The sequence below is a fragment of the Kitasatospora sp. NPDC004723 genome, from assembly GCF_040609255.1.
Taxonomy (GTDB): Bacteria; Actinomycetota; Actinomycetes; order Streptomycetales; family Streptomycetaceae; genus Kitasatospora.
Map to the genome: position 1 here is coordinate 63067 of NZ_JBEXJT010000003.1, position 22999 is coordinate 86065.

The 22999-nt window shown below is 70.6% G+C and carries 9 protein-coding genes; 3 read left to right on the forward strand and 6 right to left on the reverse strand.

Features of this window, described 5'->3' with window-relative positions:
* Window positions 1-49: 49 nt before the first annotated feature.
* The 6 genes from ABZW10_RS05020 to ABZW10_RS05045 all read right to left on the reverse strand — a co-directional run bounded on the left by ABZW10_RS05020 (window position 50) and on the right by ABZW10_RS05045 (window position 16318).
* Window positions 50-2239 carry an MMPL family transporter gene (locus ABZW10_RS05020; RefSeq protein ID WP_355360085.1) on the reverse strand — a complete coding sequence of 730 codons (2190 nt, stop codon included), beginning with the start codon at window positions 2237-2239 and terminating at the stop codon, window positions 50-52.
* Window positions 2236-3642, reverse strand: coding sequence for an NAD(P)-binding domain-containing protein (locus tag ABZW10_RS05025; protein ID WP_355360088.1), 1407 nt, complete (start codon window positions 3640-3642; stop codon window positions 2236-2238). Before ABZW10_RS05025 ends, ABZW10_RS05020 begins: the two co-directional genes overlap by 4 nt.
* A 51-nt stretch (window positions 3643-3693) precedes the next feature.
* Window positions 3694-6228, reverse strand: a complete 2535-nt coding sequence (locus ABZW10_RS05030) for a KR domain-containing protein (protein WP_355360091.1) — start codon at window positions 6226-6228, stop codon at window positions 3694-3696.
* Between the two features lie 8 nt (window positions 6229-6236).
* Window positions 6237-13886, reverse strand: a complete 7650-nt coding sequence (locus ABZW10_RS05035) for a cytochrome P450 (protein ID WP_355360094.1) — start codon at window positions 13884-13886, stop codon at window positions 6237-6239.
* 5 nt (window positions 13887-13891) lie between these two features.
* Window positions 13892-15352, reverse strand: coding sequence for an acyltransferase domain-containing protein (locus ABZW10_RS05040; protein WP_355360097.1), 1461 nt, complete (start codon window positions 15350-15352; stop codon window positions 13892-13894).
* A 675-nt stretch (window positions 15353-16027) separates the two neighbouring features.
* A complete protein-coding gene (locus tag ABZW10_RS05045) occupies window positions 16028-16318 on the reverse strand; it encodes a hypothetical protein (protein ID WP_355360100.1) in 291 nt (96 codons plus the stop codon).
* 354 nt (window positions 16319-16672) lie between these two features.
* On the opposite strand from ABZW10_RS05045, the gene ABZW10_RS05050 reads away from it, so the two are divergent.
* Genes ABZW10_RS05050 through ABZW10_RS05060 form a run of 3 tightly spaced genes read left to right on the forward strand, consistent with a single transcriptional unit; the run spans window position 16673 to window position 22841 of the window.
* The gene (locus ABZW10_RS05050; RefSeq protein WP_355360103.1) at window positions 16673-18418 is read left to right on the forward strand and encodes a class I SAM-dependent DNA methyltransferase; all 1746 of its coding nucleotides are present in this window, start codon (window positions 16673-16675) and stop codon (window positions 18416-18418) included.
* Window positions 18415-19692, forward strand: coding sequence for a restriction endonuclease subunit S (locus ABZW10_RS05055; RefSeq protein ID WP_355360106.1), 1278 nt, complete (start codon window positions 18415-18417; stop codon window positions 19690-19692). The genes ABZW10_RS05050 and ABZW10_RS05055 overlap by 4 nt, the downstream gene beginning before the upstream one ends.
* Window positions 19692-22841, forward strand: coding sequence for a DEAD/DEAH box helicase family protein (locus ABZW10_RS05060; protein WP_355360109.1), 3150 nt, complete (start codon window positions 19692-19694; stop codon window positions 22839-22841). Before ABZW10_RS05055 ends, ABZW10_RS05060 begins: the two co-directional genes overlap by 1 nt.
* Window positions 22842-22999 lie beyond the last annotated feature (158 nt).

The window sequence follows — 22999 nt, forward strand, 5'->3', positions numbered from 1 at the left end:
CCTCGGGTCTCAGTGTGACGGTCGCGCGTGGTGACGGTTCGTCAACACCCTACGACTTCTCGACGACCAGCGGCGGTGCCCCACCCTCGCGCAGCCCGAAGCGCTCGTGGAGCCAACGCAGCGGGGCGGGCGCCCACCAGTTCCAGCGGCCGAGCAGCCGCATCAGCGAGGGCACCAGCAGGGCCCGGACGATGGTGGCGTCCAGCAGCACGCCCAGCGCGGTGCCCAGGCCCAACTCCTTGATGAACACGATCCGCGAGGTGGCCAGCGCGCCCAGCGCCACGCAGAACAGCACGGCGGCGGCCGTCACCACCCGCCCGGTGCGGCCGAGTCCCTGGGCGACCGACTCGGTCTCGTCGGCCCCGGCGTCGCGCGCCTCCTTGATCCGGGCGAGCAGGAAGACGCCGTAGTCGGTGGAGAGCCCGAACACCATCGCGAACAGCAGCACCGGCTGGGTGGCGTCCAGCGCGTTCTGCGCGTCGGCACCGAACAGCCCGGCGCCATGGCCCCGTTGGAAGACGAGGACCAGGATGCCGAAGGTCGCGGCGAGGGTGAGCAGGTTCATCAGCACGGCCTTGAGCGGCAGCACCAGCGAGCCGGTCATCAGCAGCAGCACCAGCACGCTGGTGAGGAGGACGATCAGCGCGGCGGCCGGGAGCCGGCCGGTGAGGCTGTCCTTGAGGTCGACGTAGCCGGCGGTCTGCCCGCCGACCAGGACCTCGTCCGGCCCGGGGAGCGCGCGCACATCCTTGACCAGGGCCTGGCTCCGCCCGCTGAGGCCGGGCTGCTCGGGGGTGACCTGGAGCAGCCAGGTGCCGCCGTCCAGCTGCGCGGCCGGGGTGACCGAGGCGGCGCCGGGCAGGGCGGCGATGCCGGCGCGCAGCGCGTCCACCCGCTGCCGCGCGACGTCCCGATCCCCGGCCCCGCCCTCGCCCCCGGCCCCGGCGGTGGCGACGACGACCTGCACGGACTCCAGCGGGTCGGCGGGGAAGTCGGCGCGCAGGGTGTCGTCGACCACCCGGCTGCTCGCGCCGGCCGGCAGCGAGGCGGGGCCGACCGTGGTGAAGGCGACCTTCAGGAACGGCAGGCCGAGCACCACCAGCAGCGCGCTCGCGCCGATCGCGACCAGCGGGGCGCGCCGCATCACGCCGCGGGCCAGCGCGAACCAGCCGCCGTCGGTGTTCTCCGGAGCCTCCAGCGAACGGCGCAGGCGGGCCGGGGCGAGGGCGTCGATGTGCCGGCCGAGCAGCCGCAGCACCGCGGGCAGCACCAGCAGCGCCACCAGCAGCGCGGACGCCGATACCAGCAGGCCGCCGACCGCCATCGAGTAGAGGAAGCGCTGGCGGAAGACGAACAGCGAGGCCATCGCGGCGCTCACGGTCAGCGAACTGAACAGGATGGTGCGGCCCGCGGTGCGCAGGGTGGCCTCGATCGCCCGGCCGACGTCCGGGTCGGCCGCCAGCTCGCTCCGGAAGCGGGAGACGATCAGCAGGCTGTAGTCGATGGCGAGGCCGAGGCCGAGCGCGGTCACCAGGTTGAGCGAGAAGATCGACAGCGGGGCGACCAGCCGGTCGACCAGCCGCAGGCCGAGCAGGGTGAGGACGACGTTCAGTCCGCCGATGACCAGGGGCAGCGCGGAGGCCACCAGGCTGCGGAAGATCCACAGCGAGAGCACGAACAGCACCGGGAAGGCCAGGAGTTCGGCCCGCTCCAGGTCGTGCTGGACGGTGCTGACGACCTGGTTGCCGACCACCTCGCTGCCGCCCAGCCGGACGCCCGGGTCGCCGTCCAGCGCAGCGGACAGCCGGTCGACGGTGTCCTGGTAGTGATCCCCGGCGCCGTCCTTGAGCCGGCCGACCACGATCGTCCGGGTGCCGTCCCGGGAGACCAGTGCCCGGTCCTGCGCCTGGTAGTACGTCAGGACATCGGCGAAGACCGGGTCGCCGGACATCAGGTCGGCGACCTTCGCGACCTCGTCACGGGTGCGTAGGTCGTCCACCGGGGCGCCGGTGTCGACGAGGGCGATGATGCCGCCGTCGCTCCGGATGCCGGTGGCCGCACCGATCCGTTCCTCGGCCCGGGCGCTGCCCGATCCCGGGGTGACGAAGTCCGGGTTGCCGCCGGTCAGCGAGGTGATGACGGGGGCGCCGAAGAAGGCCGCCGCCGCGGCCACCGCGACGGCGCCCAGCAGCATCAGCCGGGCGTGCCGGTTCGCCACCCGTGCGATCAGGTCCATCATGCGTGGCTCCTCGGCCGGGTCGCCGCCTGCGGGTCGGCCTTCTCCGCGGGGACCCCGCCGCGCTCGGTGGCCGGCGGTCCGGCGTTCATCCGGCGGACGAGCCTGCGCAGCAGCGCCCGGTAGGAGAAGTGCTCGACCTGGAGCCAGTGCCGCTCGGAGTCGTAGTACCGGAGGCCGCCGTTCAACTGCGCCGCCGCCATCGGCGTGGCCTTGGCCCGCCTGAACCGGGCGGCCCGCTGCGGGTCGGTCCGCAGCAGGTGCAGATAGCGGGCCATGAGCTGCGACTGGTAATCCATGATCGGCCAATTGCCGGTGGAGGTCTGGAAATATCCGATGACGAAAAGGTTGTCGTATTCTGGATGGAAGGCGCCGAGGTGCAATTGCGGGGTGCGCCCGTTCCAGTTCAGATGCCTGCGGTCGATGAAGGGGAATTCAGCCATCCGGTATCCGGTGGCGTAGACGATGACGTCGTACGCCTCCTCGCTTCCGTCGGTGAACTTCACCCGATCGCCCAGGAGTTCGGCGATGTCGGGCTTGGCGACGAGGTCGCCGTGACCCAGCTGGTAGAGCAGCGTCGAGTTGATGACGAAATGCTCCTCGAGCAACTTGTGGGACGGCTTGGGAAGCCCGTACCGCTCCGGCCGTCCGGCGCTGTTGAGCCGCAGCAGGAGACTACCGAAGAAGCGCACCACGGGCCGGGGCATCCGCCACTTCAGTACGCCCTCGTACAGTACGTCCGTCGGCATGCCGAACAGGTATTTCGGCCAGTAGTAGCAGCCACGGCGGATGCTCAGCGCGGTCGACGCGGCGTTCTGCGAGGACTCCACGGCGATGTCACAGCCCGACGTCCCGCCGCCGACCACCAGCACCCGCTTGCCGCGCAGCGGCTCCGGGTCGCGGTACTCGCAGGAGTGGAACGCCTCGCCGTCGAACGTCCCGGGGTAATCCGGGTACCGGGGGCTCCAGTTGTGGCCGTTGGCGATCACCACCCCGGCGTACCGGCGCACTTCGCCCCCGTCGAGGGTGACGAACCAGTCGGGGGAGCCGTCCCGGCGCTCGATCCATTCCACCGTTCGGCTGAACTCGACGCGCTCGTGGACGCCGAAGTGCTCGGCGTAGGAACGCAGATAGGCGTGCGCGTGCTCGCGGCCGAGGTAGGTCGGGTAGTGCGCCGGGATCGGGAAGTCGTCGTACTGGATGTAGGGCTTGGAGGTGATGAGGTGGACCGAGTCGTAGGCGGCGCTGTGGGTGTTGCCGCCGTACCAGGTGCCGCCGACGTCGTCCGCGCGCTCGATCACGTCGAACTCGAACCCGAACTCCCGCAGGTTCTTTCCGGCGGCCAGGCCACCCGCCCCGGCGCCCACGACGCAGTAGGCGTCGGAGCGGTCGACGATCGTGGTCAACGGTCCCCCTGGTGGTGTCCCCCGCGCCTCGGGCACGGTGAGTGGTCGGCGTCAGCGGTAGCGCAGGCCCGTCACCCGGAGCACGGGCTGGCGCGGCCGGAGATCCTCGGTGACGCCCCGGCCGGTCCGGTCGTGGCCGGTCCGGTCGTGCCCGGTCCAGTCCCGGCCGTCCGGGCTGCCGGTCAGCAGGACGGCGGCGCCGACGGCCGACGGCTCGGCGCGCAGCCGCTCCACGGTGAGCCGTCGCGCGTCCGCACCCGCCCCGCCCTGGACGAGCCAGCCGGCCCGCAGCACGTTCTCCACCTGGTTGAGTGGGAGCGCCGCACCCGGGGCCGGCGAGGCGAGCAGCAGATCGGCCGTCCGGCCCGGCTCCGCCCGGGCGTACGGGCGGCCGGTGGCCCCGTCCCGCCGCCAGGCGGCCAGCCGGAAGGCCTGCCCGGTCCAGCCGAGCGCACCGCCGCGCGGGAACGGGAGCACCTCCTCGGCGCCGCTCGCACCCGGCGGCGCCGACAGGTCCCCTTCGACGGCCGACTCGCCTTCCCGGTACACCAGTTCGGCGGAGGCGAGCCGTCGGCCGTCCCGCTCCAGCGTCACCGAGACCCGCCAGCCGCCGTCCTCGGACCGGCCGCCCTCGGCATGCCGCACCAGCTCGGCCCTCGGCCGCCCGGGGCCCACTCCCAGCAGCGGCAACTCCACCTCCAGACCGCGCAGTTCGACCAGGCGCAGCCCGTCGCCCGGCTCCGGCAGCACCCAGTCGCCGGCCGCCCGCAGGTACTCCAGGCAGAGCGAGACCGGCAGCGCCGGCTCGCCGGCCACCCGGAAGTCGTCGCAGCAGGGCAGCTCCCCGGCCCGCAGCACATGCGCCGTGGTGAGCGACCCGTGCGGCCGGAAGCGCACCGGCTCGCCCAGGAAGTGCCGGGCGGCGGCCAGCCGTTCGATGCCCGGCAGCCCGGTGTCCTGCCGGTAGCCGCGCAGGACGGACGGCAGCATCGCCGGGCCGACGTCGCCGATGAACGTCGACTCACCGGTGCCGCCGGAGAACAGCTCGCGCTTCCAGTGGTACAGGCCCTCGCGGACGTCCACCGCCGACATGTAGCGCAGGGTGGCCTCGTAGTTGGTGACCATGCCGAGGCGTTCCCAGGTCGGCCAGCAGACCGTGGAGACCGGCGTGCGGCGCGCCCGGCCGGACTGCTCGCCGTCCTGCGAGGCCCACAGCCCGAGCCGGCTGAGCGCCTCGTTGGCGGCGCCGTAGTCGAGCTGGCCGACCATGCCGCCCCAGCGGCCGGTCAGCGAGCCGACGCTGCAGAAGAACACCGACGGCGGCCGGCCCTCGACCGCCCGCAGCAGGTTGAGGAAGCCCCCGACCTTGACCCGGACCACCAGTGAGACGATCTGCCCGGTCTTGCCCGGCAGCCGGACCGGGACGTCCACGCCCGCGTTGTGCACGACACCCGCCAGCCGGTCGCCGGCCTCGTCGACCAGCCGGGCGGCCTGCTCCGGGTCGGTGATGTCGCACCGCACGTAGTCGATCCGCAAGCCGTCCGCGCGGGCCGAGGCGAGGTTCGTCCACAGCTCGCGCCGTCGGGCCAGCTCCTCCAGTTCGGCGCGGACCCGCGGCACCCGGCGCCCGGCCACCGCCTCGCGCAGCCGCTCGTCCCGGTACCGCCGGAACTCCCGGTCGTCCAGCGCCAGCGCCGGGGTGGCCCCGGCGTCGGGCGGCGCGCCTCGGCCGCTCACCACGACCCGGGCGCCGAAGTCCTCGGCGAGCGAGCGGGCGAGGGCGAAGCCGATGCCGCGCCCGCCGCCGGACATCACCACGGTGTCGCCGGGCCGCAGCGCGCGCACCGCTGGGCCGGGCCGCTCGTGGCGGGCCCGCAGGCTGTAGCGCCGCCCGTCGCAGTGGCCGATCTCGAACGCGCCCCAGCGGTAGAGCTCCCGGCTCACCAGGTCGCCGACCTGCTCCGCCGCGTGCTCGGCGGTGAGGTCGAGGATCCGGATGTTGCAGTTGGGCACCTCCCGGGGCAGGCCCTTGGCGAGCCCCGCCCACAGGCCGCCGAGCGGCTGCTCGACCCGGTCCGGGCCGAAGCCCATCCGGCCGCCCAGCCGGGTGACCGGCAGGTAGAACAGCCGCTCGGCGTCGGTCTCGGCCACCCAGTCCGCGCAGCAGGCCCGGAGCAGCGCGAAGGTCTGCCGCAGCGGCCCCTCCCAGGCGTCCGTCCCACCCCCGTCGAAGGGCTCCTCCAGATTGAGGTCGACGATGCCGTCGATCCGCCCGGCCGCGGTGTGCAGCGCCTCGGCGGCCTCGGTGAAGCCGTCCCGCTGCCCCTCCGCGGGCGGGGCGAGCCGGTGCACGGCCGCCCCGGCGGCGGTCAGCGCCGCGCCGACCGCGGCGGCGGTGGCCTCCCGGCCGCCGACCACCGCGATCGAGCGTCCGCGCAGCCCGGGGGCGGCGCCCGGCGGGAGCGCGGCGGTCTCCACCGGCTCCCACACATGGCGCCGCACCGGGCGCACCGATCCGTCCTGGGGGTACTCCACCACCGGCGCGGCCAGGGCCCGCGCCGGGGCGGCCGGTTCCTCGATCGTCATCGGGCGGGTCACCGCTTCCTCGGCTCCACGACCAGGCGGATGCCGTCGACCGGGCGGAGGGAGACCAGCGTGCCCGGCGTCGGCCGGTGGTCGGGGACCGGCCGCAGCCGGAAGCGCTGGGCGACCATGGCGAGCGTCAGGTGCGTCTGCACCAGCGCCATCCGGTTGCCGACGCACTTGCGCTGCCCGCCGCCGAACGGGAAGTAGGCGTACCGGGGCTGCCGGGCGCGGTTCTGCTCGGTGAAGCGCTCCGGGTCGAAGCGCTCCGGGTCGACCCAGAAGTCCGGGTGCCGGTGGGTGACGTACGGGACCATGAAGACGCTGCCGCCGGCCGGGACGTGCCAGCCGTTGACGTCGTCCTCCCCGACGGCGTCGCGCGGGTACACCCAGATCGGCGGGTGCAGCCGCAGCGTCTCGGCGGCGACCATCCGGGTGTACGGGAGGTTCTCGAGGTCCGCGATGCCGGGCACGCGCCCGCCGAGCACCCGCTCGACCTCCTCGTGCAGCCGCTCCTGCGCCTCCGGGTTCCCGGCCAGCTCGTACAGCGCCCAGGCCAGGCCGGTGCCGGTGGTCTCGTGGCCCGCCATGAAGACGGTCATGATCTCGTCCCGGAGCTGCTGCGCGGTCCACTCGCCGCCGCTCTCGTCGCGTGCCCGCAGCAGCAGGGTGACCAGGTCGGTCAGCCCCTCGTGCCGGCCCGCTCGGTGGGCCTCGACGATGCCGTCCACGACCTCGTGCAGCACCCGGCGGGCCCGGCGGATCCGCCGGGTGTACGGGGTCGGCACGAACTCGGGGGTCAGCTGGTCGAGGGTGCCGCGGAAGACCATGGCCTCGACGGCGGTGACCATCGCCGGCCCCACCCGGTCGCTGACCGGGTGGAGGTCGGTGTCGAACATGACCTTGCCGAGGGCGCCGAGGGTGAGGTCCATCATCTCCGGCACCACGTCGATGCCGGTGCCGTCCGGCGCGCTCCGCTCCCACCGGTCGAGGACGAGTGCGGTGGAGTCGGTCATGGTGCTCGCCATGCCGTCGACGGCGGCCTGGTGGAACAGCGGGTTGACCACCCGGCGGTGCTGCTTCCACTCCTCGCCGTCGAGGGTGAGCAGGCCCGTGCCCATGAAGATCCTGAAGGCGTCGTAGCCCTTGCCGCGGACGTAGTTCCGGCTGTTGTCCTGGAGGACGTACCGGATGTTGTCCGGGTGGTAGTTGAGGTGGACGGTGAAGTAGCCGAGCGGCAGCCTGACCATGTCGCCGTAGGTCCGGTTCAGCTCGGTGAACAGGGCGGGCGCGTTGCGCTGGAACCTCCGCAGGTTGCCGGGGACGGTCCACGGGCCGCGCGGCCCCGGGGCGGGGCGGGCGGGGCGTGGGGCCGCGGGCGGCGCGGGGCCGCGGGGCGGGCGGGGCACCCGCTCCGTGACCGTGGCCGCGTCCGGGTTCGTGGTGCGCCGGGGGTCGGTGGTCACCGGCGTCGGCCCACCGGCCGCGCCGGCCTCAGCTTTTCCCGTCGGAGCCACCACCTCGTCGCACTCGGTCGCGGGGGACGCCCCGGCCGCCTCCGCCGTGGTCAGGAACCTGCCGGTCCGGCGGTCCAGATAGCCCATCAGCGTCCAGTCCAGGTCCTTCATCTGGAGCAGCACCCGCGCGTCCGGCCGGACCGCGACGAAGCGGTTGCCCCGGCCCGCGTCCCGCCCGTCGGCCTGACCGCCGGCCCGCCCGTCGGCCCGCCCGTCGGCCTGCGCGTCGGGCAGCACCGCGTACAGGTCGAGCCGTCCGTAGCGCCGCGCGACCTCGCCGTCGCCGCCGTGCTCGTAGACGTCGATCCGGCCGATGCCCAGCGGGGCGGCCAGCGGGACCAGGTCGCCGTCGACCAGGGCGAGCACCCCGGTGCGGGCGAGGCCGTCGAGGAGCAGCACCGGGATCCCGAAGCTCCCGAACACCCGGTGGTCGGCGGGAAGTTCGAGGTTGTAGGTGGCCCGCCTGCCGTCCGGGTGCAGCCGGGTGTCGGTGGTCGATACGAACAGGTCGGTCAGCCGCACCGGCGAGCCCTGGACGTGGTACGGATCGGGGACCGGCGTCTCCGCCGCCGGGTGCCACGCCCGCCAGTGCGGCGCCTGCGGCAGATCACCGGCCAGCAGTACCCGCACCTCGAAGTGCGGCCGGTCCTCGACCAGCACGGTGCCGTTGGGCGCCACCACGTCCTGGGTGATCCGCACCGCCACCACCGCCTGGCCGAGGTCGGCCCGGCGCTCCACGACCTCGGCGCGGATCTTCTTGCGCAGCCCGGCCCGGTCCGTCTCGCGGACCTTGAGGAAGTGCCGGAAGCGCAGGTCCTCGAAGGCGTACACCTTGAGCTCCGGCACCAGCCAGGAGGCCGCCTCGAAGGCGATCTCGGTGACGAAGGCGCCCGGCAGGGTGGGTGTGTCGCCGACCCGGTGGTGGCGCAGGTAGTCGTCCCGCTCCAGGTCGAAGACCCGCTCGAAGAGGACCGCGTCCGCCGTTCGCTCCAGGACCTCGCCGAGGTAGAACGGCAGCGCCGGCTCCGCCCCGTCGGCCGGCCGCTCGCCGGGCGCGTCCACCGGCGAAACCGCTTGCGGCGCCCCCGGGTCGAGGAGTCCGGGCAGCAGCCGCCGCACCGCCCCGCGCTCCGCCGCACCGAGGTGCACGGTGTACGGCGAGGCCTTGGCCAGGTTCAGCTCGCGGATGAAGTGGTGCACGCCCTCGGCGGTGCTCATCACGGAGTACAGCCCGCTCTTCTCGAAGTAGGCCTTGGTCAACTCATCCGCTCCCAGGCCGGCTTCGCCCCACAGCGTCCAGCCCACGGTGAACTCGTGGCTGCCCAGCACCTGGTGGTGGTAGATCGCGGCGGAGCCGAGGAAGTCGTTGCCCGAGGCGTAGTCGGCCTCGCCCACCTGACCGGTCAGGCCCAGCAGCGAACCGAAGTTGCACCAGGCGCGCGGCGGCCGGCCCCGCAGGGCGTGCTTGAGGTTGGCGTAGCCCAGCACCTTCAGGTCGCGCACCTGTCGGAACTCCGCCGGGCTCTTGGTCGCGATCGGCGCCGAGCGGTTCAGCCCCGCCGCGTTGACCAGCAGGTCGATCCGCCCGGCCTCGGCGTGGATCCGGTCCATCGCGGCCGTCACCTGCGCGCGGTCGGTCACGTCGCAGGGCACGTAGTGCACCGCGTCCGCGCCGCTGTGCCCGGCGATCCGGCGCAGGTTGGCCCGGACCACCCGCGCCTGGCCGATCCGCTCGTACGCGCGGCTGAGCTGCGCGGGGTTGCGGCCGGTCCGCAGCGCGAGCTGCTTGCGGATGTAGTCGGCGCGGCCCTTGGCGAAGGCCTCGTCGTCGAGCTCCAGGTACTCGGCCGGGTGGGAGTCCACCGGGTTGCTGCCGAGCACGTACACCCGGGGGCGGAAGTGCCGGGCGAGCTCGGTGAGCACCTCCGCGGTGATGCCGCGCCCGCCGCCGACCGCGACCACGACGCCGTCCGGCCCGAGCACCGCCTCCCCCGGCGGCACCAGCTCACCGGGTTCCTCGGCCAGGGTGACGGTCAGCCGCCGCCCGTCGGCGTAGAAGACCGACGGCGCCCCGCGCCGGTACGCGGACTCCCGGCCCGCCTGGGCGACCCCGGTGGCGGCCTCCCGCGCGCCGGTGACCAGTGCGTACGTCAGGCAGTGCGGCGCGTACTCCAGGTGGATCACCTTGAACAGGCCGGTGAACATGCCCGTGAACGGGTGCGGGGTATGGTCGGTCATCGCCCCGAGGAACAGCCCGACGCAGCTCGCGCCTCCGGCCCCGCCGACCCCGCCGACCCCGCCGACCCCGCCGACCCCGCCGACCCCGCCGACCCCGCCGACCCCGCCGACCAGCGTCGCGTGCCGCTGCCGCACCGTCAGGAACACCAGCTCGTGCAGGGCGCCGAGCGCCGCCGCCTCCGCCGGGCCGACCGTCCGCGCACCGGACAGGTCGGTGATCACCCTGATGTGCCGGATCCGCCGCTGCGGATCCGCCCCATCCAGCAGCCCCTGGAGCGCCTCGCCGTCCGGCACGTGGCGGACCCCGGGACCGCCGGGCACCGTGGACAGCACCAGGGTGCCCGGCGGGGCTCCGGCCGCCGCCACCGTCCGCGGCCGGTCGGTCAGCACCACGGTGGGCTCCGCGGGCCAGAACGCCACCTCGGCGCGGACCGGCTCGCCCGGCGTCGCGGTCAGCCCCGGCACGTACCGGGTGATCAGCAGCGGGTGCCGGTCGCCGTAGTGCCGCTCGCCGTAGAAGGCGGACGGCACCCGGGCAGCGGCCTCGGCCGGACGGGCGGGCACCGGGTCGGCGGTCGCCTCGGGGGCGGAGACCCGGACGGTGAGACCGGGCGCGCCGCTCTCACCGCGGCAGACCACCAGCGCGTCCCGCTCGGCCGGCTCCCTCCCCAGCACCTGCAGGATGCCGATCGCCCCCTCGGCGCCCAGGTAGCAGGCATCACGGCCGGTACGCGCTGCGCCGCACTCGACGGTCGGCACGGACGGCGCCGAGGGCTCCTCCGCGGACGGCGTGTCCAGGTAGCCGAGCACCTCCAGCCCGGCCGCCGCCGCGGTCTCCTCGGTCACCAGGGCGAACAGGACGGCGCCCTCGGCCAGGACGCTGCGTCCGTCGAGGGCCTCGTCCAGCAGCCGGCGCACCTCGTCGGTGCTGTTGCCGTTGATGCCGCCGACCAGCGCCATCGTCAGCTCGCCCTGCCGCAGGTAGCGGATGGCCACGTCGATCGCGCTCAGGGTCGAGGTGAACCCCGTGTCGACCGTCATGTTGAGACCCTTGAGGTCGAAGTAGTTGGCGACCCGGGCCGGGATCACGTTCGGCATCATGCCGGGGAAGGAGTCCTCGCTGGACGGCGGGACCAGCCGCCGCACCTCGGCCCCGAGCCGCTCCAGCACCTGCGGCAGCCACGGCGCCGCGGCCGGCGCGGGGTCTGCCCCGAGCGCGACGGTGAGGTCGTCCAGGTAGCAGCGCATCGCGTAGAGCGTCGCGTTGCGGGTCGCCCCCAGGTGGCCGAGCACCACGCCCGTGGTCTCGCGGTTGTCCTCCCAGAACGAGCCCAGGCCGTCGCGCAGCCGGTGGGCGCACTCGAGGATCATCAGCTGGCAGCGGTCGATGCCCCGCATCGTGCCGGGGGGCATCCGGACCTGCCGGAACGACGGCAGCGGGTAGGCCTCTCCGAAGGACAGGTCCTCCGGCCCCGCCTCGCCCAGTCGGCCGGCCAGGTCGTCGGCGCTCCCGCTGCCCGGCACGTGCGCGGTCCGCGCCACGATCGCGATCCGCTGCGGCGGCTGCCGGCGCGCCTGCCGCGGCTCCGGCCGCACGGTCCTCGCCGCTCCCGCGACCGGCGGCTCCTGGACCACCAGGTGCGCGTTGGTGCCGCCGAAGCCGAAGCCGGAGACGGCGGCGGTCCGGCGGCGCCCGCCGCGCGGCCACGGCACCGGTTCGGTCGGCACCACCAGGGTGGAGCCGCCGATCGCGAAGTCCGCCGGGGTCCCGGTGAACCGGTGCTGCGGCGGGATCACCTCGTGCCGGAAGCCCAGCACGACCTCGATCAACGAGGCCACGCCGGCGGCCCAACCGGTGTGCCCGATCACGGACTTGTTCGAGGTGACCACCACCGGGCCGCGCCCGGACTCGGGATCGCCCAGCGTCTCGCGCAGCGTGGTGAACTCCGCCAGGTCACCGGCCGGGGTACCGGTGGCGTGCGCGACGATCCAGTCCGGCCGCACCCCGTCCATGCCCGGGCGGTCGAGCGCGCGCCGGATCGCCAGCTGCTGGCCGGCCGCGCTCGGGGCGTAGACGGCCTTGCCCTTGCCGTCCGAGGACGAGCCGAAGCCGCGCAGGGTGGCCAGCACCCGGTCGCCGTCCCGGCGCGCCCGGCTCAGCCGCTTGAGCACGACGGTGGCGGCGCCGTCCGAGAACAGCACCCCGTCGCTGTCCTTGTCGAGCGAGCGGACCTCGCCGCTCACCGACAGGCCGTTGAGCTTGGCGAACAGGACCGAACCGCGCGGGCCCACGGCGAACGAACCGCCGCAGACCGCGATGTCGTGCCGCCCCTCCAGCAGCCCCTTGAGGCCGAGGTCCACCGCGTAGAGCGAGGACGAGCAGGCGGTGTCCACGAGCAGCAGCTCGGCGGACGGCGGCAGCACGCCGCGCATCGCGTTGAGCCCGACCCGGTGCGGGAAGAACCGCAGCGGGTCGGGCCCGCTGCGCGGGTAGTGCTCGGCCAGCCGACGCTCGACGGTGGCGAGCGCGGCGGCGCGGTCCGCCTCCGACAGGCCCAGCCCGTCCAGGATCGGCGCCATCCGGCCGAGCACACCGGCCCGGACGGTCGCCTCCTCCAGGTGCTGGCTGCCGTCGGCGGTGTAGCCGACCAGGAACGAGCACCGGTCCCCGGGACGGCGTCCGACGCCTTCCATGGCCTGCAGCAGCGAGTGCCGCAGCCACAGCGTGGTCGACTCGACCGCGTCCGGGCCGGTCCCCGCCTCGGCCAGCTCGCGGGCCAGTCGGGGGTGCGGCACGAAGTCGGTGATGAAGGCGGAGCGCTTGGAGTAGGTCTTGTCCTCGTCGCGCCGGTCGGCCGAGTGGAACCTGTCGTTGTCCCACCGGTCGGCCGGGATCTCGACGAACCGCTCGGCGCCGTGCATCAGTTCGTGCCAGTACTCGTCGAGGTCGTTGGCGCCGGGCACCACGATGCCCATGCCGACGATGGCGATCTCGTCGTCGTCCTCCTCGGCCCGCCCCGGCCCCTGCCCCGGCTCCACGGCCCTCTCTGTCTCCCTCTCTGTCTCCCTCTCCGCTTCCTCCTCCGCCACCGGGACCGTCGGCGGGACCGGGTCCACCAGCGCGCGCGGCGGCGACAGCAGCGCCTGTCCCGTGGACAGCCCGCCGTCCGCCAGGATCACCTGGCCGGTGATCCAGCTCGACCGCGGCGAGGCCAGGAAGGCCACCACCTCGGCCAGCTCCTCCGGGTGGCCGAGCCGCCCCATCGGGGTGGCCTCGATGGTGGCGCGCTGCATCCGCTCGGCATCCGGGAACAGCCCGACGACCTCGCTGCGGAGCAGGCCGGCCGCCGCCGTGTTGACCCGGATCCCGTCGCGGGCGTAGTCGACGGCCAGATAGCGGGTCATCGCCTCCACCGCGGCCTTCGCCGGCCCGCAGGCCAGGTAGTTGGCCATCACGAACCGGCCGCCGCCCAGCGTGGAGACGTTGACGATGCTGCCCCCGCCCCGCCGCGCCATCAGCGCGGCGGCCCGCCGGGCGCACGCCAGCCCGCCCTTGAGGTTGGTGTTCAGCGCCCGGTCGAGCAGCTGCTCGGTGACCTCCTCGCCCGGCACCAGCGCGCCGTCGGCAGCGTTGTTGACGAGGACGTCGAGCCCGCCGAAGCGCTGCTCGATCTCGTCGAACATGCGGTCGACCTGGCCGCGGACGGCGACCGACGCACGGATGACGTGCGCCCGGCCGCCGGCCCGCTCGATCTCCGCGGCGCTCTCCCGGGCGGGCCCGGGAGAGTGCAGGTGGTTGATGACGACCAGCGCGCCGTCGGCGGCGAGCCGCTTGGCGATCGCCTTGCCGACGTTCCGCGCCCCTCCGGTGACCAGGGCGATCTTTCCCTCGAGTTCCCCGGACACCGGCATCACACCGATCCGCCCGAAGCGAGGATCAGGTCGGCGATCTTGCCGAGGGTGTTGTACGCGGCCGGCCGCACGTCCGAGGGCCGCGGCGGCAGCTCGTAGCGGCGGCCCACCCGCACCAGCAGCTCGGTCTGCTTCACCGAGTCCACGCCCAGCTCGGCCTCCAGGTCGGTGCCCTCCTCGAAGACCTCGGCCGGGTACTCCAGCGCCTCGGCGTAGATGTCGGCGAGCTGACGCACCAGCACCTCGCGGTCCACCTTCGCCACCGCGTCCTTCGCCTTCCCCTTCGCCCCTTCCCTCCCGTCCCCCCTCGCGCCCAGGTACGTCAGGTACGCCTCCCTGGCGAACGCCCGCACGTCCCCGCCGCGCCCGTCCCAGAACGCCTCGAAGTCCTCGGCCGGCACGTCGGACAGCAGCGCGGCCCGCAGCTGGTCGGCCGTCGAGACGCCGCCCGCGCCCGCCCGGACCGCACCCATCAGGGCGAGCCGGTCGAGCGCCCGCCGCAGCGGCGCGGCGCCGCCCGCCTCGGGCAGCAGGGTCGGCACGGTGGTGACCGGGGTCGCGACGATGCGGCCGGTGATCCGGCTCAGCGCGTCCAGTGCCCCGCTCTCGACGAACACGGACACCCCGCCGGCCGCCAGCTCCCGCACCGTGTCGGCGAACCGCACCCGGGTGGTGAAGTGCCCGGCCAGCAGCTCGGTCAGCCGGTCGCCGTCCTCGTAGGCGCGGCCGAGGATCGGCGAGTGGACGGCGGTCCGCAGGGGTCGCTGACGGATGTCCGCGATGCGCTCGGCGAACTTCTCCGCCGCCGGCCCGAGCAGCGGGCTGTGGAAGGCGTAGGGCGACTTGAGCCGTGCGAAGTCGATCCTCAGCACGGCGGCGAGCCGGCCGATGGCGTCCAGCGCCTCGGCCCGCCCGGACAGTACGGTCTGCCCGTCGTGGTTCTCGACCGCGATGCCGCTCAGCGGGTCGCCGACGAGGTCGACCAGCTTCTGCGCCCGGTCGGCGTCGGTGCCGACGGCGGCCATGTAGGCGTCGCCCGACCCGGCCTCGCCCGACCCGGCCTCGCGCAGCGCGATGCTCCGGTGGCAGACGATCTCGGCCCCCTCGGCGGGGCTGAACGCACCGGCGGCGACCAGTGCGGCGATCTCCCCGAGACTGTGGCCGACCAGGACCTTCGGACACAGTCCCCGAGCACGCAGAACGCCGTAGGCGGCGGTGGAAGCCGCGTAGATGGCGAGCTGAAGAGCCTCCGGCGCATCCCGGAGCAACTGCTCGGTGTCCGGCGTCCGCACCGCGAGGAGCTGCTCCACCGCGTGGTCGCCGAGCAGCGGACGGGCGGCGTCACCGATCTCGGCGAGGACCGGTCCGACCTCGGGGAACTCGTCCCGCAGGTCCGCGAGGGCACGGCCGTAGAAAGCGCCCTGCCCAGGAAAGAGAACGGCAATCGAGGTTTCAGGCATGATGCACAATTCCCCCAGACTCATTTGCGCGATCTGCTGCATTCGGCGACTCGCGCCGCAATTCCTCATTTCAGACGCCGGCGCCCGAAAACGCACCAGGAGACCCGGCCCGGCCGGCACACCTTGACAGCGCAACCCGAGAAGCCGGGCAACCGGCACGCAGGACACGGCCGTTGGGATCCGTCGACACCACACGACACCAGGGCGGCCGTCGCCACCCCCTACCACTGCACACCGGTCGAACACGGTGGAATGACCGACCCCGACTCCACGGCCGCCGGCCACCGCCACATTCGAAATCATCGCCCCGCACAGCCGAACGCCGAAGCCCGGCGGCCGGACACATTCACCCTAGGAATCCGTCCGACGGGAAGTCAAGAACTTTCTTGAGCCACTCTCCGGAGGCCATTCCCGACCTGCAAAGAAACCTCTCCACGGCTTCACCGAAAGGCTTGTTTCACCGGCCCCCATCAAGTCGTATCTCATGAAAAGCGTGATAGCAGAAACGCTTCCGCGCACTCTCCCGCAGCCGCCCCGACCGCACCCGGTGCATCGAGGCAGAACCCCGCTCACCCGCACGGCCCACGCCCGCCCGCGCTCCCGCACGCCCGCCGGGGCGCATTCCGAAGGGCCGGCCCGGAAGCCCCATGCTCCCGAAACCGGCCCTTCCCGCCCTCACGGTTGGTAGCGCCCGGCCCCGACCAGGAGGCCATCGGCCGCCCCCAGGATCCTGGCCATCTCCTTGCACAGGCGCATGAGATGGACGCAGAAGGCCTCCTTGGCGGTGGGCGGCGGCACTTCGTCCCACAGGCAGGTCATCAGGTCCGAGGCCGGAACGCCGTTCCCCGCCCGCAGCATGAGCCTGGCCAGGATCACCCTGCGCTTGCCGGCCGTCGGCCGCAGAACCCTCCCCATGCCGAACACGAACCGTGACCGGCCAATCCCGACCATGGGCACCTCAGGCACGGCAAGCCCTCTCCCGCTACCCGACAGAACGCGAAAACCCCAGGTCAGAGGAATGACCTGGGGTTTATCTTGGAGCCGCCTGCGGGATTCGAACCCGCGACCTACGCATTACGAGCCCGAGAGTGATCATGGCGGCTGCTGCCAGCACCGATCACTTGGTGCCAAACCCGCAGGTCAGAACGTTGCGCCATGATCTCCGATCCCGCCCGAACCGGCACGTGTTGCCCCGTCCGCTCACGCATCGCTCACGCAGATCAGCCCTGGCCGAGGTCACGGAACGCTGAACCTTGGGACGCAGGCTGCTGCCTCTGGCAGAGTTGTCGTCTCTGCTAGACGATTCTCGTGAGGAACCTTGTGAGCGCGCTCGGTAGCTTCATCTGGTCAATCGCTGACCAGCTTCGAGGCCCCTACCGTCCCAACCAGTACGGGACAGTGATCCTCCCGTTCACGATCCTGCGACGGCTCGACTGCGTACTCGAGCCGGACCGCACGGCGGTAAGGGAGCTAGCTGCGAGGTTCGAGAACCCGAACCGGCTCAAGGTCGAGGTCAAGAAGGTCACGGGGCGGACGTTCTACAACACCTCCAACTACGAGTTCGCGAACCTGCTGGCCGATGCGGACGGGCTGGCGGACAACCTCGCCGACTACATCGACCGGTTCTCCTCCGACGTGGACGTGTTCGAGTACTTCGACTTCAAGAAGGAGATCCAGGCCCTGGAGAAGGCTGGGCTCCTGCGCGAGATCGTCAAGTCCTTCGGCGCCATCGACCTGCATCCCGACGTGGTGTCCAACGCAGACATGGGGGATGCGTTCGAGTACATCATCCGCAAGTTCAACGAGGCCGCGAACGAGACCTCTGGAGACCACTACACCCCGCGCGACGCGATCCGGCTGCTGGTCGACCTGCTCTTCGCGGAGAAGGACGTCGACCTCACCGAGGGCAGCATCATCCGCTCGCTGTACGACCCCACCGCTGGCACCGGCGGCATGCTCTCCCTAGCAGAGGAGCACCTGCTCACCCAGAACCCCGAGGCCAAGCTGAGCCTGTACGGCCAGGAGTACAACCCGCAGTCGTACGCCATCTGCAAGTCCGACCTGCTCGCCAAGGGCCACGACGCGACCAACATCGCCTTCGGCAACACGCTCACCGACGACGCCTTCAAGGGCCGCCAGTTTGACTATTGCATGTCCAACCCGCCCTACGGGGTGGACTGGAAGCAGTACGCCAAGGCGATCAAGGAGGAGCGGGACTCCGCCGGCCCATACGGCCGCTTCGCGCCGGGACTCCCCGCGACCTCAGACGGTCAGATGCTCTTCCTGCTCCACTTGACCCACAAGATGCGCGCACCCCAGGACGGCGGCGGCCGCGTCGGCATCGTCATGAACGGTTCGCCGCTCTTCAACGGCGGCGCCGAATCCGGCCCCTCCAACATCCGCAAGTGGCTACTGGAGAACGACCTCGTCGAGGCGATCGTCGCCCTGCCGACCAACATGTTCTTCAACACCGGCATCGCCACCTACATCTGGATCCTCGACAACACCAAGCACCCCGACCGCCAGGACAAGGTCCAGCTCATCGACGGCACGTCGTTCTGGACCAAGATGCGCAAGAACCTCGGGGCCAAGGGACGCGAGATCAGCGACAATGACCGCGCCAAGGTCGTGCGGTTGTACGCCGACTTCGAGGACGCTGACTCCGACCTCTCCAAGGTGCTGCGCAACGACGAGTTCGGCTACTGGACCATCACCGTCGAGCGTCCCCTACTCGATGAGGACGGGAGCTCTGTCGTCGACCGTAAGGGCAACCCGAAGCCCGACTCGAAAAAGCGTGACACCGAAAACGTGCCCTTCACCTACGGCGGCTCAACCGCCGGCGGGGCAGGGGAGCGCGAAGTCATCCAGACGTACTTCGACGCGGAGGTGAAGCCGCACGTTCCTGACGCCTGGATCGACTGGGCCAAGACCAAGACCGGCTACGAGATCCCCTTCACCCGCCACTTCTACAAGTACGTTCCGCCCCGTCCGCTCGCCGAGATCGACGCCGACCTGGAGAAGCAGGTCGCGAAGATCCTCGACCTCTTGAAGGAGGTGGAGGGGTGACACAATCACGGTTTGATCTTGAACAGGCTTGGGCTGGAAATGTCCCGCCCCACTGGCGCTGGGCCAGGAACAAGGAGCTTCTGGCCGAGTCACTGTCTGTCTCAGCCGATGGCACCGAGGAACTTCTCAGCGTGTCGCATCTGACTGGCATCACTCCGAAGTCAGAGAAAAACGTGACGATGACTGCAGCCGAGAACCTTGATGGCTACCGCCTCGTGAACACGGGTGATCTCGTCATCAACACGATGTGGGCATGGATGGGGGCGCTCGGCGTCTCGAAGCAGCCCGGGATCGTGAGCCCCGCGTACGGCGTCTACAGCCCTCGCCCGAACGCACCGTTCAACCCTGGGTTCTACGACTACCTCTACCGATCGACCCCCTACGTGATGGAGATGACTCGTCTCTCCCGCGGCATCTGGACCTCGCGCCTTCGGCTCTACCCCGATGTCTTCCTCAGCATGGCGATCCCAGTGCCCCCACTGGAGGAACAGCGAGCCATCGCCGACTACCTCGACTGCGAGACGGCTCGCATCGACACACTCATCGAGGAGCAGCAGCGGCTGATCGAGATGCTCCGTGAGCGGCGGTCCGCCGTTATCACGCATGCAGCGACCCGTGGGCTCGACGACGTTTCGCTCATTGACAGTCACAACATCTACCTTGCGGATGTTCCTGCGCATTGGACGGTTAGCCGCTTCAGCCGAGAGATCGATGTGAACGGTGGACAGGTCGACCCACAGGAAGAGCCATGGTCTGAAATGATCTTGGTCGCGCCGAACCATATTCAATCAGGCACGGGGCGAATCATCGGCCGCGAAACCGCGCGCGAGCAGGGGGCCGACAGCGGAAAGTACGTGGCTGACGCCGGGCAGATCCTCTACTCGAAGATCAGGCCGGCACTCAACAAGGTTGCGGTTGCCGTTGAAGATTGCCTGACCAGCGCCGACATGTATGCCATGTCGAGCAGGCACGATGACGATCACAGATACCTCATGTACTTCATGCTCGCCCATCCCTTCCACGAATTTGCCACGCTGGCGTCACTGCGAGTCAAGATGCCCAAGATCAATCGCGACGAGCTGGGTGAAGCGCCCTTGCTACGTCCGCCGGTCGATGAGCAGCGGCGCATCGCTGCATATCTGGATGAGCAGACCATGAAGATCGACACGCTCATCGCCGAGACCGAGCGATTCATCGAGCTCGCTCGCGAGCGCCGGTCCGCGTTGATCACTGCTGCCGTAACGGGGCAGATCGACGTACGAGAGGTGGCGTGATGGCCGACCACAACGAGGTGGCCTTCGAGACGGAGATCTGTGAGTACCTCGAGGCTCACGGTTGGCTGTACTCGGAGAACGACCATGACGGTGGCGAGTACGACCGGGAGCGAGCGCTGTTCCCTGCAGACCTGTTCGCGTGGCTGAAGGAAACCCAGAAGTCGGCGTACGAGAAGGCGTTAAAGGCAGCGGGCTCGCAGGCGAAGTTCCTCGACGTGCTAACCGCGGCGCTCGACCGGCCGCTGGAACACGGCGGTGGGACGCTGAACATCCTGCGCAACGGGGTGCAGTACATCGGCGGTGGTCGGTTGAAGATGGCGCAGTTCCGTCCGGAGACATCGCTCAACGAGACCACCTCGGCGCACTACGAGCAGATGCGGGTGCGGGTGGTGCGGCAGGTGCACTTCTCGACCGCTGACCAGCGCAGCATCGATCTGGTGTTCTTCGTCAACGGGCTCCCGGTGGCCACGGTGGAGCTGAAGACCGACTTCACCCAGTCGCTGGACGAGGCGGTCAACCAGTACAAGCAGAAACGCAACCCGTTGACGAACGGGCGGCCGGAGCCGTTGCTGTCGTTCGGTCACCGGGCACTGGTGCACTTCGCGGTCTCGAACGGCCTAGCGGCGATGACCACGAGGCTTGAGGGAGAGAAGACCCACTTCTTGCCGTTCAACGTCGGCTTCGACAGCGGCGCCGGCAACCCGCCCGGCGCAGACGGACGATCGTCGACGGCGTACCTGTGGGAGCGGGTATGGGAGAAGCATGCCTGGCTGAACATCATCGGGCGGCTGATGATCGTGCAGGCCAAGGAGGAGTGGGACGTCAGTACCGGCACCTCGGTGCGGCGTACGAGCATGCTCTTCCCGCGATTCCACCAGTGGGAGGCCGTCACGAACATTGTCGACGCGGTGAAGGAGGAGGGCGTCGGGCAGCGGTACCTGATTGAGCACTCGGCCGGGTCGGGGAAGACGAACACCATCGCGTGGACGGCCCACCGGCTGGCACGGCTGCATGTCGATGATCGGAAGGTCTTCGACTCGGTCCTAGTGGTCGTGGACCGCACCGTGCTCGACTCTCAGTTGCAAGATGCGATCCGGCAGATCGACGGCACCGGCAAGATCGTCGCCACTATCAGCCCCGAGGACGTCCGCAAGGCTGGCGCAAAGTCTAAGTCGGGCCTGCTGGCGCAGGCGCTGAAGAACGGTGAGCTGATCATCGTGGTGACGCTGCAGACGTTCCCGCACGCGCTGGACGAGATCCGCACTGACGCCGGCCTGAAGGGCAAGCGGTTCGCCGTCATCGCCGATGAGGCGCACTCCTCCCAGTCAGGTCAGATCTCCGCGAAACTGAAGCAGGTGCTGACCGCTGAGGAGATCAAGGAGATCGAGGACGGCGGCGAGGTCGATGTGGAGTCGATCCTCGCGTCGGAGATGACGGAGCGGGCCGAGTCGGAGAACATCTCCTACTTCGCCTTCACCGCGACGCCGAAGAGCAAGACCCTCGAACTGTTCGGCCGCAAGGGCGCCGACGGGAAGCCGTGCGAGTTCCACCTGTACTCGATGAAGCAGGCGATCGAAGAGGGCTACATCCTCGACGTACTCAAGGGCTATCAGCACTACGACACCGCGCTGAAAATCGCGGGCAAGGCCGGGAAGGGCGATGGAGACGGGGACGAGGTCGAGGAGGCCACCGCTCGCAAGGGTCTGATGCGGTGGGTGCAGCTCCACCCGACGAACATTAGCCAGAAGGTGCAGATCATCGTCGAGCACTTCCACACCAACGTCGCCTACCTCCTCGAAGGTAAGGCGAAGGCGATGGTGGTGACCGATTCGCGCAAGTCCGCGGTGAAGTACAAGCTGGCCATAGACGCCTACATCGCCAAGCGTCGCGCCGAGGACTCCTCGTACAACTACCGCACCCTGGTCGCCTTCTCCGGCGGGGTGACGATGCCCGAGGACGAGACCTGGCACGACGACTGGGGACCGCAGCCGTCGAAGGACGACGAGTTCACTGAGACCAACATGAACCCCGGCGCCGGGGCTGATCTGGCAGCCGCGTTCAAGGGCGACACTTACAAGATCATGCTGGTCGCCAACAAGTTCCAGACCGGCTTTGACCAGCCCCTGCTCTCGGCGATGTACGTCGACAAGAAGCTGCCGGGGATCACCGCGGTGCAGACGCTCTCGCGGCTGAACCGCATCCACCGCACCGCTGGTGGGGAGCAGAAGCGCAAGACGTTCGTCATTGACTTCAAGAACAAGCCCGAGGACATCAAGACGGCCTTCGAGCCGTACTTCAAGAACGCCACCCTGGAGACCGAGACCGACCCGTACGTCGTCGTCCACCTGGCGAACAAGCTCGCCCAAGCCGGAATCTACACCGAGGACGACGTCCGCAAGGTCGCCGAACTGTGGGTGACCCGGAAGGGTAACAACGCGCTCTCGGCAGCGATCAGCCCGGCGCAGCACGACTTCCGGCGCCGCTACGCGAGGGCGATCGAGGAAGAGGACAAGGTCACGCTCAATGCGCTCGACCTGTTCCGCAAGGATGTCTCCACCTACGTACGCCTCTATGACTTCATGTCCCAGATCGTCGATTACGGCGACCCCTACATGGAGATGCTCTCAATCTTCCTGCGTCTCCTGGAGAAGGTCATCGCCGAGTCCGCCTGGGCCGCCGACGTCGACCTCTCCGACGTGGTGCTGGTCGGGGTCAAGCACAACAAGGCGATCCCGGTCGACATCTCACTCGTGGGCGACGGGCAGCTGAAGGGCATCAGCGCCGCTGGCACGGGAACGAAGAAGGATCCGAAGTACGTCGCGCTCCAGGTCGTCATAGACAAGATGAACGACCTCTTCGGCGCCGAATCATTCGCCGAGTTCCAGGTCCGGGAGTTCGTGCAGGGGCTCGTCCAGCGGTTGCTCGCCGACCCGAACCTGGTCAAACAAACCAAGGTGAACTCCAAGAAGCAGTTCCTGGAGTCACAAGACTTCCAAGCAGCCGTTACGGAAGCGGTTGCAGACAACCAGGACGCTCACAACACAATGGCTGACTACTTCTTCACCGACGGGCCAGCTATCAACGCGATCATCGTCGCCCTCGCGGATGCCTTCTACGAAGCCGCGGTCGATCAGCAGGTGGATTCTTAGGTACGGCAGCACACATCGCGTGTCCCAGCAGACCACCCGCTGCAGAGATGTGGCACGCAGGAGCAGAAGCAAGGCAGCGCCCTGGCCGTGGACAACGGGCAGGGCGCTGGCCGGAATGAGGATGTTCGCCCATGGCGGCGATCCCCTCCTGGTCGCGC